Annotated in this window: 14 protein-coding genes; 7 read left to right on the plus strand and 7 right to left on the minus strand. The window is 42.6% G+C overall.

What is annotated here, in order from left to right; genetic code table 11:
• Window positions 1–568: 568 nt before the first annotated feature.
• Window positions 569–1,972 carry a sigma-54 interaction domain-containing protein gene (locus tag QAI40_RS00005; protein WP_299983658.1) on the minus strand — a complete coding sequence of 468 codons (1,404 nt, stop codon included), beginning with the start codon at window positions 1,970–1,972 and terminating at the stop codon, window positions 569–571.
• A gap of 285 nt (window positions 1,973–2,257) precedes the next feature.
• On the opposite strand from QAI40_RS00005, the gene QAI40_RS00010 reads away from it, so the two are divergent.
• The 4 genes from QAI40_RS00010 (at window position 2,258) to QAI40_RS00025 (ending at window position 5,029) form a co-directional block, all read left to right on the plus strand.
• Window positions 2,258–2,572 carry a DUF4242 domain-containing protein gene (locus tag QAI40_RS00010; RefSeq protein ID WP_299983656.1) on the plus strand — a complete coding sequence of 105 codons (315 nt, stop codon included), beginning with the start codon at window positions 2,258–2,260 and terminating at the stop codon, window positions 2,570–2,572.
• A 99-nt stretch (window positions 2,573–2,671) separates the two neighbouring features.
• Window positions 2,672–2,935 (plus strand): hypothetical protein, encoded by a 264-nt coding sequence (locus QAI40_RS00015; protein WP_299983654.1) that lies wholly within the window; start codon window positions 2,672–2,674, stop codon window positions 2,933–2,935.
• Window positions 2,936–2,957: 22 nt separating this feature from the next.
• Window positions 2,958–3,620: a DUF1638 domain-containing protein gene (locus tag QAI40_RS00020; RefSeq protein WP_299983652.1), complete on the plus strand. Its 663-nt coding sequence runs from the start codon at window positions 2,958–2,960 to the stop codon at window positions 3,618–3,620.
• Window positions 3,621–3,688: 68 nt separating this feature from the next.
• Entirely contained in the window at window positions 3,689–5,029 is a 1,341-nt protein-coding gene (locus QAI40_RS00025) for an FAD-dependent oxidoreductase (protein ID WP_299983649.1), read from the plus strand.
• Between the two features lie 25 nt (window positions 5,030–5,054).
• Here the strand turns inward: QAI40_RS00025 and QAI40_RS00030 are convergent, their stop codons facing one another.
• From QAI40_RS00030 to QAI40_RS00055, 6 genes are all read right to left on the minus strand, one after another.
• A complete protein-coding gene (locus QAI40_RS00030) occupies window positions 5,055–6,053 on the minus strand; it encodes a D-cysteine desulfhydrase family protein (RefSeq protein WP_299983648.1) in 999 nt (332 codons plus the stop codon).
• A gap of 18 nt (window positions 6,054–6,071) precedes the next feature.
• On the minus strand, window positions 6,072–6,800 hold the full coding sequence (locus QAI40_RS00035) for an amino acid ABC transporter ATP-binding protein (RefSeq protein WP_299983646.1): 729 nt from the start codon (window positions 6,798–6,800) through the stop codon (window positions 6,072–6,074).
• A 23-nt stretch (window positions 6,801–6,823) separates the two neighbouring features.
• Window positions 6,824–7,477, minus strand: coding sequence for an amino acid ABC transporter permease (locus tag QAI40_RS00040; RefSeq protein WP_299983644.1), 654 nt, complete (start codon window positions 7,475–7,477; stop codon window positions 6,824–6,826).
• A gap of 1 nt (window position 7,478) precedes the next feature.
• Complete coding sequence (locus QAI40_RS00045; protein WP_299983642.1) at window positions 7,479–8,147, minus strand: amino acid ABC transporter permease; 669 nt, start codon at window positions 8,145–8,147, stop codon at window positions 7,479–7,481.
• 95 nt (window positions 8,148–8,242) lie between these two features.
• Window positions 8,243–9,043: an ABC transporter substrate-binding protein gene (locus QAI40_RS00050; protein WP_304511415.1), complete on the minus strand. Its 801-nt coding sequence runs from the start codon at window positions 9,041–9,043 to the stop codon at window positions 8,243–8,245.
• Between the two features lie 50 nt (window positions 9,044–9,093).
• Window positions 9,094–10,269 (minus strand): saccharopine dehydrogenase family protein, encoded by a 1,176-nt coding sequence (locus QAI40_RS00055; protein ID WP_304511416.1) that lies wholly within the window; start codon window positions 10,267–10,269, stop codon window positions 9,094–9,096.
• 329 nt (window positions 10,270–10,598) lie between these two features.
• Here QAI40_RS00055 and QAI40_RS00060 point away from each other — a divergent pair, with 329 nt between their 5' ends.
• From QAI40_RS00060 to QAI40_RS00070, 3 genes are all read left to right on the plus strand, one after another.
• The gene (locus QAI40_RS00060; protein WP_299983919.1) at window positions 10,599–12,191 is read left to right on the plus strand and encodes an ASKHA domain-containing protein; all 1,593 of its coding nucleotides are present in this window, start codon (window positions 10,599–10,601) and stop codon (window positions 12,189–12,191) included.
• Between the two features lie 83 nt (window positions 12,192–12,274).
• Window positions 12,275–12,946 carry an ABC transporter ATP-binding protein gene (locus QAI40_RS00065; RefSeq protein WP_299983917.1) on the plus strand — a complete coding sequence of 224 codons (672 nt, stop codon included), beginning with the start codon at window positions 12,275–12,277 and terminating at the stop codon, window positions 12,944–12,946.
• Window positions 12,947–12,963: 17 nt separating this feature from the next.
• On the plus strand, window positions 12,964–14,217 hold the full coding sequence (locus QAI40_RS00070) for an ABC transporter permease (RefSeq protein WP_299983915.1): 1,254 nt from the start codon (window positions 12,964–12,966) through the stop codon (window positions 14,215–14,217).
• Window positions 14,218–14,230 lie beyond the last annotated feature (13 nt).

The following is a 14,230-nucleotide window of genomic DNA, read 5'->3' on the forward strand; positions in this document are numbered from 1 at the left end:
TTAAAAATCGACTCATTCGTTACTCCTTGATCATTAAGTTGTGGGGACAACTCGATCATAGAGTAACATGAGTCGTACAGATGGCAAAGCCTCTGCACTCTGACCTGGCCCTGAGGGCCAGGGTTTTCACATTAGACTAAAGAATATTTTATAAAAATTTTTTTCGAAATCACAACAACCAGGCAAATTTAGCAAAATTGATGATTTTAATTGAAAGGGTTGGCATCAAGTATGCAATAGTGTTTTTCAGTTATCAGATAAAGTATGCATTTACTTACCTCCAGAATCTGAATAACCACCTCACCGTCATCCGGGGCAGCTTAAATACCGCCAGTAGCTGCCCCGGATTTTTTTGCAAAAACTCGATTAATCATATTGTAAATCTATTAATTGCCATTACATATAATTAACAAATAGTTAATGTTATCCATACACTTTTTTATATTGTTATTGGTTTTAAAATCTATTTTGTTCTATAAAATTAAATGGTTACGAACTGCTTTTTTATATTTACTATAATGGCACAGTGGGAAAGAATTTTTGAAAAAAAGAAAGATTCCCTTATGGGTTAAGGCTGAAGTGGTATATCCCACTTTTTCATGTATTTCCAGATAGATGCCCGGCTCAATCTCACACGTCTGGCCACTTCAGCCTTATTCCATTTACTGTCATGGAGAAGTTCAATCAATTTTTTCCTGGTCAAAGGAGAAATATGTTGACTTGGTTTTTTATTATCAAAAGCGCTTTTTTGTGCAACAGGCTTTGAAATTATAGTTGGTTCCCTGATTTCAATGGGAAGGTCTGCCAGGTCAATTTGCCTGTTGGAACATAAAACAAAAGCATGTTCGATGGCATTGGCCAGCTCTCTTATATTACCCGGCCATGCATAATCCATAAACGCTTTTAAAGCTGTTTTTGCAATTCCTTTTACTTTAGCCGGTTTTTTATTGTTTGTTTTAATGAAGTGGTTGACAAGAAGAGGGATGTCTTCTTTCCTGTTTCTCAAGGGTGGCAGATAAATGGGAAAGACTTTAAGCCGGTAATAAAGATCCTCTCTAAAGTGTCCGGCATCTACCCGGGATTTAAGATCTTTGTTTGTGGCAGTGATGATGCGGATATCAATTTTGCGTTTTCTGGATTCACCCACCCGTTCTATCTCTTTCTGCTGCAGCACCCGAAGCAGCTTTACCTGTATATAAGGGGTTATTTCGCCTATTTCGTCTAAAAAGATAGTACCGCCGTCTGCCTGTTCAAATCGCCCGATACGGTCCTGGATGGCACCGGTAAAGGCACCCCTTACATGACCGAAAAGCTCACTTTCAAGCAGTGATTCCGAAAGGGCACTGCAATTTATGGTTATCAAGGGCTTATCTCTTCGTTCTCCGATGGAATGAATCGCACCTGCAACAAGCTCTTTTCCGGTTCCGCTTTCTCCCAGAATGAGTATGGTTGCATCACTTGCTGCCGAGGCTTTGATAAAGGTAAATACGTTTTGCATGACCTGACTTTTTGCAATAATACCTCCCAGACGATTTAATTCTCCAAGACGGCGAGTGGCTTCTTCCATTTTTACCCGGGCATTTCTCAGTTCTGTTAAATCTGTAACCACTTCAACAATTCCAATGATTTTATTTTGCTTGTTTTTTATCACCCTGGCATTCTTAGTTACAGAGAGGGCGTGTCCTTCTTTATGGCTCAATAAACATTCTGTGGGTTCCACCTTTCCGTGTTTTAAAATACCACAATCCTTTATGTCTGTTGGGCAATCTTTATCAAAACACTGATTGAAGTTCAGAATTTTACAGGTCTGTCCCTTTATTTCGTTGGCTGAATAACCGGTTATTTTTTCCATGGCCGGATTCCAGGCAATGATCGTTCCGTGGGTATCAAGCACAAAAATACCGTCACCAATGGATTCAAGCAGTAATTTGACAAACTCATTGTTTTGTATTTCAAATTCTATGTCTTTCATAAAGGAATCCTTTTTATTCGGTCTCGGCGCCACTAGTGGCGCCACTTTGTCTGGGTGTCATCATAAGTAACGGGGCAGCCATTTGTCAATACGTAATATTTTTGTGAAAAACACTGGTTAAATATAAGTTTTTTTATCTGTAATTATAAATGGTTATAAATTTGGAAACGATTTTACCCAATGCCTGGCATAGTTGTTGAAATAATAGTTTTTAACTCAGTTTTAGAATGCGCATTCGCTGGGAAAGCAAAAATAATAAAAAAATTAATAAAAAGGAGAATGACAATGAGTAAACTTAATAAATATATGATGGTTCATAACAGCCCTGGAATTAATTGTGACGAAATTCAGGCCAATTGGAGAAAACTGGCTGAAGTTGAAGCCGGCACATGGATAAGAACATATTTCAATGAAGAAAAAGGGGTTCGTTATTGTATCTGGATGGCACAAAGTGAAGAAGATTTAAAAAATATTTTTACAGAAATCGGCATCAGCTGGGATTCCATTATACAGGTTGAAGAGACTGTTCCCGATCTTTGGGGCGAAAAGTGGAATGAGCACCTTGAGAAAGACGCCGTGGCTGATACCCTTGGTAACTGATGTTGAATATATGAAGTGTGGGCAGCAATTATTTGTGCCCGCACTTTAACCCATCGATTTTTAAGACAAACCATCGTGCAAAAATAAGGAGACCGGCTTATGTATGCTTTAATTTATGATGATCATAACCTGGACCAATCTCAAAAAAAAGTTATCTCAGCTCATGGAACCAGGGATGAATCAGACAAGGCTCTGATACAAAGACAAAACGAACTTGGAAGAAAAGTCTATGAGTGTAATACTCGCATTGTCTGGACAGATAAAGCTGTGGCTGCTAATGATGTGCTTGAAACAGGCGAATTTGTAACCTGGCATCCCTATGAAGATATCCCTGAAGGTGAATTAAACAGTGATTCGGATTAATTATGTTATTTAGGAGGTTATCGTGGGAGAACAATCATTTAGTGATACTGCAATAGTGGCCTGTGGAACCATGAGCCCTGAAATGAACCATCTTGTAAAAGAAGGATTTCTTGATACCCGGCATATTTTTTATACAACACCCGGGCTTCACCAGGATATTCCTGAACTTGAAACTCAGCTCATAAAATTTATAGAGAAAGCCAAGGCCGTTGCCACTGGTGTGATTGTTGTCTATGGCGGCAAGTATTGCTATGTCAATCCGGACAATCCAACCCGGTTAATGCAGACAATTATCGAGGAACAAGGGTTGAAAGTTGTCAGAATTGAGGCCACACACTGCATGGGAATGCTTGCCAGTGATGATGAGATGAAACAGATAACAAATGAAGTTGCCGGCGGCGAACCGGTCTGGTTTATGACACCGGGCTGGGTTAAATATCGAAAACAGGTGTTCAATGGGTGGGATAAAGCCATAGCCAATGAAAATTTTCCGAGACATACAGGGGGTGCTGTTGTTCTTGATGGTATTGGATACCTGGATCAATATATGGATGAAGACCCGGAGGGATTTCTTGAATATTGTGACTGGATGGGGATTCCCATGCAACCCTATCCCATAACCCTGGACCGGTTTAAGGGTCTGCTTATGGATCAATTGAAAGTATTGAAAAATAAAACAATATAATTTACCATGCCATTGCATGTACGCCTAATTCTATTTAAAACAGGTATACAAATAAAAACGGAGATCGTATGAAATTTGTGATTATCGGTGGTGATGCCGCAGGCATGAGTGCCGCAAGCAGGGCAAAAAGAAAAAATCCGGATATTGATATTATTGTGTTAGAGCAGACCCATGATGTTTCTTACAGTGCCTGTGGTATGCCCTATAACATTGCTGACCCCCAAAGGGATATGGAAAGGCTTGTTGTAAGAAAGGCTGAAGTGTTTATTGAAAAAAACAAGATAAATCTTCTGACGGGCCATAGAGTTACGGCCATAGACCATGCAGCCAAAAAAGTATCTGGAATCACGATTGAAGGAGAGCAGTTCAGTTTTGATTATGATAAGCTGTTTATTGCAACGGGTGCCTCTCCAGTGATTCCCGACCTGCCGGGATTTGATTTGCCCCAGGTGATGTCCTTAAAAAGCCTTGAGCAGGGCAAACAGATAAAAGATTATATCCAGCAGAACAGGATCAAAAAAGCGGTAATTATCGGGATGGGATATATAGCGCTTGAAATGTGTGAAGCCTTTGAGAAAAGAGGTGTAAAAGTGAGTATGGTTAAGCCGGGACCGGTTTTTTTACCCTGGCTGTCCCCCGGCCTCGCAGATGTCATTTACGAGGAGCTGATTCATAAGGGTGTTGATATCTATTCAGGGCATGCCATTCAGAAAATTGAACCCCTGGGTAATGGTGTTCGGGTTGTATGTACAAATTTGACTTTAGATGCAGATATGGTCCTTGTGGCAATGGGGGTAAAACCCTGTAGTGGAATGGCAGAAGAAGCCGGTCTTGACCTGGGAATTTCAGATTCCATAGCTGTGGACAGGTATTTAAAAACATCAGATAAAGATATTTATGCGGCAGGAGACTGTGCTGATGCCTATCATATAGTGACGGATCAAAAATGCTGGATTCCTCTGGCATTAATAGCTAACAGGGCAGGGTGGGCCGTTGCCGATAATGTTACCGGGACTCACACGCGCCTTCAAGGTATTGCCGGGACATCTGTCTTTAAAGTTTTTTCCCTTGAGGTTGCCAGATCCGGTTTAAATTTTAAAGAGGCGATAGACGCAGGATTTGATCCTGTAGAAAACAGCGTTAAAACAAGATCCCGGGCTCATGGACACCCGGGATCAACACCGATTCATATCAATATGGTTGCAGACAAAAAGACCGGCCGCCTGCTGGGGGCTCAGATGGTGGGAAAAGAAGGAGTCGCCCACAGGATTAATGCTGTTGCTGTTGCTTTGCACAATAAAATGACGGTTGAGGATTTTTCTCAGACAGATCTGGCCTATGCACCACCTTTTGGACCGGTTTGGGATCCTTTGTTAACTGCCGCTAACCAGTTGGTAAAGAAAATATAGTTTTTTACCTCCAAAAAAATTGGGGTTATCCAAATGCCCTGTGGCACTGATCTGCCCATGCAAATAACTCAGGTGTGCCGCCCGTATGCCAGAACAACACTGTTTGGTCGTTTGTGAAATAGCCTTTTTGAATAAGGTCTATAAAACCGCCCATGGCCCGGGCCGTGTACACGGGTCCCAAAAGGATTCCTTCATGATGTGCGAGATCTTTGATAGCATTGAATTCCAAATCCCCGGGCATGGCATATCCCGCCCCCAGATAGTCACAGTTAAGAGAAAAATCCGATTCCGTCATCCGGATATCAGACCCGATTCTTTCAGCAGTGGCATTGGTAATTTGGGTCAGGACAGGCGGAAAAGGATCAGGGCCGGTCTTGATCTGGTCAATGCTGATTCCCAGGATTTCGCCGTTGAATCCGGTGATTTTTCCCCCCAGAGTCAATCCTGCCTGTGTGCCTCCAGAACTGGTTGCAAATACAATGGCATCTGGTATAAACCCCATATCATTCATCTGGTTGGCAAGTTCCAGCATGGCACTAACATAGCCTACAGATCCGGTGCTGTTTGAGCCACCCACAGGAATCACATAGGGTTTCTTTCCGGCTGTTTCCAATTCGTCCGCCACCTGGAACAGTCTCTCATCCCTATCTTTTCTGTCGCAAAAATGAACCTTGGCCCCGAAAATTTTATCCAGCAAAAGATTTCCATTGGGGACTTCAGGTTCAGTGCCGTTTAACACCAGATGGCAGTCAAGACCGGCCTTTCTTGCAGCAGCAGCAGTCAAACGGCAATGATTGGACTGTATCCCGCCGGCAGTGACCAGAGTGTCTTTCTGCTGTTCTAATGCTTCTCCAATGAGAAATTCAAGTTTCCGGGTTTTATTTCCCCCCATGCCCAGGGAGGTAAGATCATCCCGCTTCATGTAGATAGCAGGCCCTTGATATTTTTTGGTAAGAAAGTCAAGATATTGAATTGGAGTTGGAAATTCGGCCAGATGAAATCTGGGCAGGGTATCTAATTTCATGGGAATTCCTATTTTATTTTAATGGGTCAGAATTTTACTGATAAATTCTGCAGCACGATCGGTTTTAGGATTGTCAAAAAAATCATCGGGAGTACCGGTTTCAACAATCTTGCCCTCATCCATGAACAATACTCTGTGGGCTACTTTTTTAGCAAACCCCATTTCATGGGTGACTACACACATGGTCATGCCTTCTGACACCAGGTTAACCATAACATCCAAAACCTCTCCGATCATTTCCGGATCAAGGGCAGAAGTAGGTTCGTCAAAAAGCATGATCTCAGGAGACATGGTAAGCCCCCTGGCAATGGCCACCCGCTGCTGCTGGCCACCGGACAGTTGGGCAGGGTAGGCAGAAGATTTTTCGGTCAGTCCAACTTGTTCCAGTTTTTCCAGGGCAATTTTTTCGGCCTCAGATTTGGCAAGTTTTTTTACGTTTACCGGTGCCAGCATAACGTTCTGTAATACAGTCATATGAGGATACAAATGGAATTGCTGGAACACAAATCCGATCTGAGCCCGCAGTTTGGTCAGGTTGGTATGTTTATCATGCACAGGGGTATTGTTAACAATAATTTCGCCTTTTTGTATCTTTTCAAGTCGGTTGATGCATCTGATCAAGGTGGATTTGCCGGAACCGCTTGGGCCGCAGATAACCAGCACTTCGCCCTTTGATATTTTTAAGTCGATATTGTTCAACACATGGAGCTTGCCAAACCATTTGTTTACATTTTTAAATTCTATCATGTTTTACTTGGGTCCTTTTTTTATTAGATTGCCATTTTTCGTTCCAGGTAATTAGACAACAGGATCAGGGGATATGAGATTGAAAAATAGAGGGCTCCGACCAGTGAAAATACCATAAGTCCTTCGGGAATTCTGACCACGGTCACCCATCCCACTCGAGTCAGCTCCATGACGCCGATTACCGACACAACGGAAGTGTCTTTAATCAACAGGACATACTGGCCTACAAGTGGCGGCAAAATTACTTTCATGGCCTGGGGCACGATGACAAGGCGAAGCTGCTGAATCATGGTAAGTCCGGATGAAGTTGCCGCCTCCCACTGGCCTTTGTGGATGGAATTAATTCCGCCGGCCACAATTTCGCATATAAAGGCTGAGCCCATGATGGCCATGGCCAGAAGGGCGGCAGGAAACGCATCCAATTGAAGTCCCCAATCCGGCAGGATAAAAAAGATGATAAAAATCTGGACCACAAAGGGTGTGCCTCTTACAAAGGCGACATAGACCCCGACAATGCGTTTTAGAATAATATTATTACTGGATCTGATAACACCCAGGACAAATCCAATTAAAGTACAGGTCACAAGGCTGATAAAAGCAATCTTACTGGTCATCCACAGGCCTTTGAGGAAAAAGGGGTAAATCTCCACAAGTCGGCTGAAATAAAATCCCATCATATTAATACGCCTCCCTGAAGATCAGTTTTCGCTGGGACCAGTCTGCCAGGGCCTTGAGGCAAAAATAAATACACATATAGAAGAATGCCACAGTAAAAAATGCTTCTGCGGGCATAAAACGCTCGGATGTCATGGTCTGACCGCACCGGGTCAATTCCATGACTGATATCAGAGAGAGCAGGGCAGAATCCTTGACCAGGACAATGTTCTGACCCAGTAGCGGGGGAATGGTGACCCCCAGTGCCTGGGGAAGAATGATAAACCGCATTCTCTGAAAATAGTTAAGGCCCGAGGCCGTCCCAGCCTCAAGTTGACCATCATCCACAGAGGTGATTCCTGCCCGGATGATTTCTGCAATATAAGCCCCTGAATTTAGCATCAATGCCAGGATTCCTGTCTGGAGTTCAGGGACTCTTAAGCCCAGGGTGGGAAGTCCGAAATAAAGAAAATAGATCTGGACCAGAAGGGGAGTGGACCGGATAATCTCAATATAGGCGATGGCAGGGTACTTAATGGCTTTGACACCTGAAATCCTGCATGCACAGGCAATGATTCCGGTTGCAAGGGCAAGGGCAATGGATACAACAGCAATGAAACATGTAGATCTCAACCCGGTTAAAAACAAGGGCAGATACTCAAATATGATTCTGAAATTAAAATCAACCAGCATAGCGGCATCCGTTTTTTGGGGGTGTACGCCCCAAAAGGAAAGTTGCGGGCGCACACCGGATTTGATTTTATTTACATCTTATGGATTCGATTCTGTTAATGATCTTTTTTCCACTCAATGCCTTCCATCCAATAGGCAATATTTTTATCATAGGCGCCATTGGAACGGATGGTTTCAAAATAGAGGTTGATCCACTGCCACAGGTTTACAGATTCATGAAGGACTGCAAAGGAAAGGGGGGCTTTACCTCCCAGACGTTTGTCCAAAAGGCGGATGGAGTTGGGTGGAAAATCCGGAAGTGCAGTGAGAACTGCCAGGTCATCATTGACACCTGCATCCACATGGCCTGCAAGCAGGGCCTGGATAATCATCCTGCCGCCGCCTTTATAAGATTTGATCTTGGCATTGGGCAGATATTGTTTTGCAATGGTTTCACCAGTGGATCCCAAAAGAACTCCCACTGTGATATCTGGTTTATTCACATCTTCAAGGCTCTGATAGCCGGCACCTGTTTTAGTAAAAACACAGGTCTGAACAGACATCCAGGGATCTGCAAAGGAAATTTTAAGAGCGCGTTTAAGCGTTGGGGTCATGTCGGCTGCCAGGATATCGGCTTTTCCGGATAAAAGGGCAGGAATCAGACCGTCCCAGTCAAAATCGAGAATTTTAATCTTTACTCCCATGGCATCAGCCATTCCCCTGGTGAAGTCGACCATGGAACCGGTATGTTCTCCGTGTTTGTCAATAAAGGCATAGGGTGCGGCTCCGGACTGCACTGCCACGCGGAGTTCTCCCCGTTTAACAATTTCGCTCAAAGTACTGGAAAAACTTATACCGGTTAAGAACAGTGTCACCACAACGGCAAGTACAATTGAAACTAATTTTTTTTGAATCATGCTTTTCTCCTTTTTACGGGTTAGGGTTATTTGTTTTATTAATCCTCTTCTCAGTCTGCTATTTCCTCCATTTTTTCGGTTGTTATAATTCCTCTTTTTTTCAGGCGTTCCATAAAAGCCGCCACCGGGATATGGGTGACAGGGGACAATACCCCTTTTTCTTTTATTTCACCTCTGGCAATCATCTTTGCCACAATACAGGCGGTATAGGCAACCCCCTTGCTCATGGCCATGATTCCTGTTTCAAGATCTCTCTCAATAAGCATGCTGGAGGTAAACCGCATTTTTTTATTGTCTTTTTTACCTTCAAAAATGTTGATCATGGCGACAAGATCTTTTTCGTCATCCTGGTAGGCCAATCGAGGACCTAAATGTTTCTCCATGAAATCCATTGGAGATACTGTGCCGTCAAGGCCTTTAACCGGGTCTTCACTTAAAAAGTCCAGTTCCTTGAGGGGCCGCCAGAACGCACTCCATCCGGGCCATCGAAGGGAATACCTGCCTGTGTTAGCAATCGTTTTTGTCAGGCCCATGCGATCAGTGAAAAAAACCGCATCCCCGTTGGGAACAGCCTCCAGGGTACCAAGGTCCGGGAATTCAATTTCATGGACAAAGGATTCATCATGTTGTCTGGCACCGGGGATTTCGATAATCTGTCGATCCTTGATGATCCTTCCGTACCGCATGGTGGAGCTCAAGACCCCTCGCCAGATCCAGGACAGCTTGTAATTCAAGGGATTGGTGCAGGCCTTTCTTTCCGGGAATCCACCACAATAGGAATTGATCACTGACAGGCTGTCAAAACGACTTTTGGCATCTCCATAAATCACAAGATCTATTCCAGGATCCAGACCGCACTCGGGCATGATGGTGATTCCGGCCTCTTTTGCTTTTTTGTCCAAGATTTTGGTGTCATACATATAATTGGTATTCACCACATGAACCTTTGCTTCCAGTGCCGCTTCATTGACATGGGTCTTGAAGTCTTTTGGCAGAAGATCAATGACCACATCCACTTTTTTGTACAGATTCAACAAATCTGATTTGTTTTGGGCATCAATGCTGGCAGTGGTAATTTTTTCCATATCAGTAAAGTCTTTAATCTTTGACAATTCGTCAAACCGGATATCTGCGCAGATAATCTTAGAAATATTTGTATCTGATGCCAGATCGTACAAGGCGGTCCTTCCCTGAATACCGCACCCGCCAAGGACAAGAATTTTCATAAAGGTCCTCTTTTAAATTTTTTTTATACACTGTAGACTAAAGCCAGTATGGTTTAATGTATACATTGATAATTGCTGTTTTTTTGTCAAGTATTTTTATTCAAGCCGGTTGATGTTGAAGTGTATGAAATTTTCCCCAGACCTCCCTTGACAAGACAGGAAGAAAATATCTATCTTACAAAGTAACAGGTTGCTAATAGAATAATGGATCAAGGTGAAATCGTGGAAGAAAATAATCCTGAAATGTTTTTTACCAGCCCGAAATATGACAGAACTCAAAAATTCTTAAGCCAGATTATCTAAATAAGAAGACAGATTAAGGAATCCAAATGTCAGATAATAAATTTCAAATTCATCTTTTGCCACATGGAAGGAAGGTTGAAGCAAAACCCGGAAGAAGCCTGATGGAATCGCTCATGGATCAGAGCATTTTTTTAAGATCTGACTGTGGCGGTAAAGGTGTCTGTAAAAAATGCCGGATCAAGGTTGTTGCAGAAAACGGTGATCTTGAACTGAAAAAGGCATGTACGCTCACTATTCTTAAGGATATCGCCATTGAAATCCCGGAATCCTCCATGTTATCCTCCCATATTATCAGCAAGGCGCCCATATCTCTTCCTGCAGTATTCAAGGACAGATTCAAGAATGTTAACGACAAAAAATGCTACGGCATTGCCACTGACCTTGGCACAACAACCATTGCTATTTACCTTTGCAATATAACCAGGGGCAGGGTGCTTTCTTCATTAGCCGTAAAAAACCCCCAGGCCCTGTATGGGGATGATGTCATGAGTCGGATTGGTGCCATCGGCCAAGAGGAGAAAAACCTTGGACATTTGCAAAGACTTGTCGTCAGGGCAATAGAATGGGGGATCAAAGAACTTTTAATATCTCTTGATCTTGAAGAGGAGATGATCTCTCAAATGGTGACAGTGGGTAATCCAACCATGATTCATATATTGGCCGGGGTCGATCCAAAATCTATTGGTGTTTTCCCTTACCAGCCCGTTTTTAAAAAATCAAGAAATATCCGGTCAAAGGACTTGGGTTTTAAAATAAAAGATTTTTCAATTCAACTACTGCCCCAGGTATCCGGTTTTATTGGAGGAGATATCCTTAGTGCAGCCATAGCGGTTGATCTTGAAAATCAACCTGAAGGAACCCTGCTTGTGGATCTGGGTACCAACGGGGAATTGATGCTGAAAGGGGAAAACGGGTTCTTTGCAACTTCATGTGCAACCGGCCCTGCCTTTGAGGGCGCATCCCTGTCCTGCGGGATGCAGGCAATCCCCGGTGCCATCAATAAAGTTAAAATAAAAAACTTGGAAGACTTACCCGAATACTCAATTATTAATCCGTCAAATTCTTCAGGACTGAAGCCATCCGGAATATGTGGAACGGGCGTTATCAGTGCTGTGGCCCAGTTTTATCGAAAGAACATCATAACGTCCGACGGCGCTTTTAAAAAAGAGAGTCCAGAAAAAAAACAATTTGTTCTTGTACCGGAAAATTCTTCTGTAGATGGTTCTGCTGTTTTTATCACTCAAAAGGATATCCGTTCCGTCCAGCTTGGCAAGGCAGCATTGATTACCGGGATTGAATTTCTTTTAAAGGAAGCAGGGCTTGAAAAGGCGGAAAAAATTATCATTGCAGGAGCCTTTGGATCATTTCTCGATAAGGCGGATATGATAACCTTAGGAATGATCCCGGCAATGGATCTTGGCAGGGTGGACGTCGCGGGGAACTCAGCCGGAGCCGGAGCCATTATGGTTCTGTGTGATAATGTCTTTCTTGAAAAAACGATACAGATAGCAAGTAAGGTTATGGTTGTGGATCTTGCCTGCAATCAGGATTTTCAAGACGTTTTTATTCAAAAGCTCAACTTTCCTAATTTGAAAAATCAGTTTGAAAAAAAGTTGTAATTATTTTTTTGATAGTTATTTTTCAGAGAATTGTTTTAAAAAAATGGATTATACATACAAAATACATTTTAAAGGAGACGGTTATGGCTCTGGTTCAAATCGAAAATGTTTCAAAAATATATCAGACAGGTGATATTGAGATCGCGGCGTTAAGTGATATTAACCTGTCCATAGAAAAATCAGCCTTTGTTTCCTTTGTGGGCCCGTCAGGAAGCGGAAAGACTACCATGTTAAACATGATCGGGTGTCTTGACAAACCGACCCACGGAAAGATTCTTGTTGACGGCAAACAGGTTGATAGTTTTAACCGGCAAAAAAGAGCCGCATTCCGGGGCGATGTGATCGGATTTATTTTCCAGTCCTTCAATCTTTTCCCGGTACTGACGGCTTATGAGAACATAGAATACCCCCTTGTTATGATAAAGGACGAACCGGCCGAAAAAAGAAAAGAAATGATTCTTACTGTTCTTGATTCCGTGGGCATGTTGAACCAGAAAGATAAATTTCCAGACCAGCTGTCCGGGGGGCAAAAGCAGAGAATTGCTGTGGCAAGGGCTTTGGTTACTCAACCAAAACTGGTAATGGCAGATGAGCCCACTGCAAACCTTGATAAGACATCTTCAATCAATGTGATTCGCCTGATGCGGGATATGAAAGACAAGTTTGGCACCACTTTTATATTTTCCACCCATGATCCACGAATTATGGAAGAGGCAGAAATTACACATACACTTGTTGACGGGAAACTTTCATAGACAAAGGAGATAAGAAAATGATTCGGATATTTAAAATCGCGCTTCGTAATCTGTTAAGATATAAACGAAGAACCATCTTGACCTCTCTTTTAATCACCCTTGGCATTGTTCTCGTCATCCTTTTTTCCGGTCTTGCCGGTTCTTTTAAAACCATGATGATCGGACAAATTACGGATTCAAACCTGTCGCAAATGCAGATTCATAAAAAAGGATATGTATCTTCAATTGATACCATGCCCTTAAATCTGACTCTGGATACAAAGCGATATAAGAAAATTGAAGACTTGCTTTCAAGCCATAGTGAAATAAAAGCCTGGGCTCCCAGGATCAAACTCAATGCCATGTTAAGCAATTTTACCGACACCACTAATATCCGCCTGAATGCCATAAGTCCTGAAAAGGAGGTCCTTGTCTGTCCTGATGTGGGAAGCCGGATGACATTTGATGAAAAACGGGACCCCGGGATATTGTTAAATCCGGGTGAGGTAATTATTCCTGAAAAACTTGCCAAGGGAATGAAACTTAAAATTGGTGACCCCATCGTGCTGGTTGCAAACAACAAAGACGGCAGTGTGAATGGCTTGAACTTTCAAGTTGCCGGTATCATTGAAAGCATTTTAGGTCCCCAGGGCAAAGAGGGCTATATGCACATTAAAGATGCCCAGGAGCTTTTGCGGATGGATAACCCTGAAATGATTGAGGTGGCCATTCGATTACATGATTTTGATAAACTTGAAAAAGTATATGCAGTCCTATCGTCAAAATTAGCAAAGTTTATAAATAAAAAAGGAATGCCAGAATTTGAAATCCACACATGGGATCAGCTTTCCCCATTTTCAAACATTGCTAAAATGATTGATTTTATGACCATAACAATGAAAATTATTATGATTGCCATTGTATTAATCAGTATTCTAAATGTTATGATGATGTCTGTTTACGAGCGTGTCAGGGAAATCGGAACCATGTCGGCAATCGGGACTTCCCCTTCCAGGATCATGGGTCTTTTTCTTGCAGAAGGCCTTTTATTAGGGCTTATCAGTTCAATTGTCGGCAATATCATTGGATTGTCCGGCATATTTGTTTTAAATATTTATAAAATCAGTTTTGCTTTTGGCCGACAGGATAATTTATTATTGGCTCCCACTGTGAATATAACAGAGCTTTTGTGGGTATCCGGCATTGTTCTGCTTATCTCTGTCTTTGCCAGTTTGCAGCCGGCTTATAAAGCTTCAAGAATGGAACCGGTTGATGCACTGGGTCATGTTTAATTTAATATAGGTG

Origin of the sequence: Desulfobacula sp., assembly GCF_030611305.1 — a bacterium.
Taxonomy (GTDB): Bacteria; Desulfobacterota; Desulfobacteria; order Desulfobacterales; family Desulfobacteraceae; genus Desulfobacula.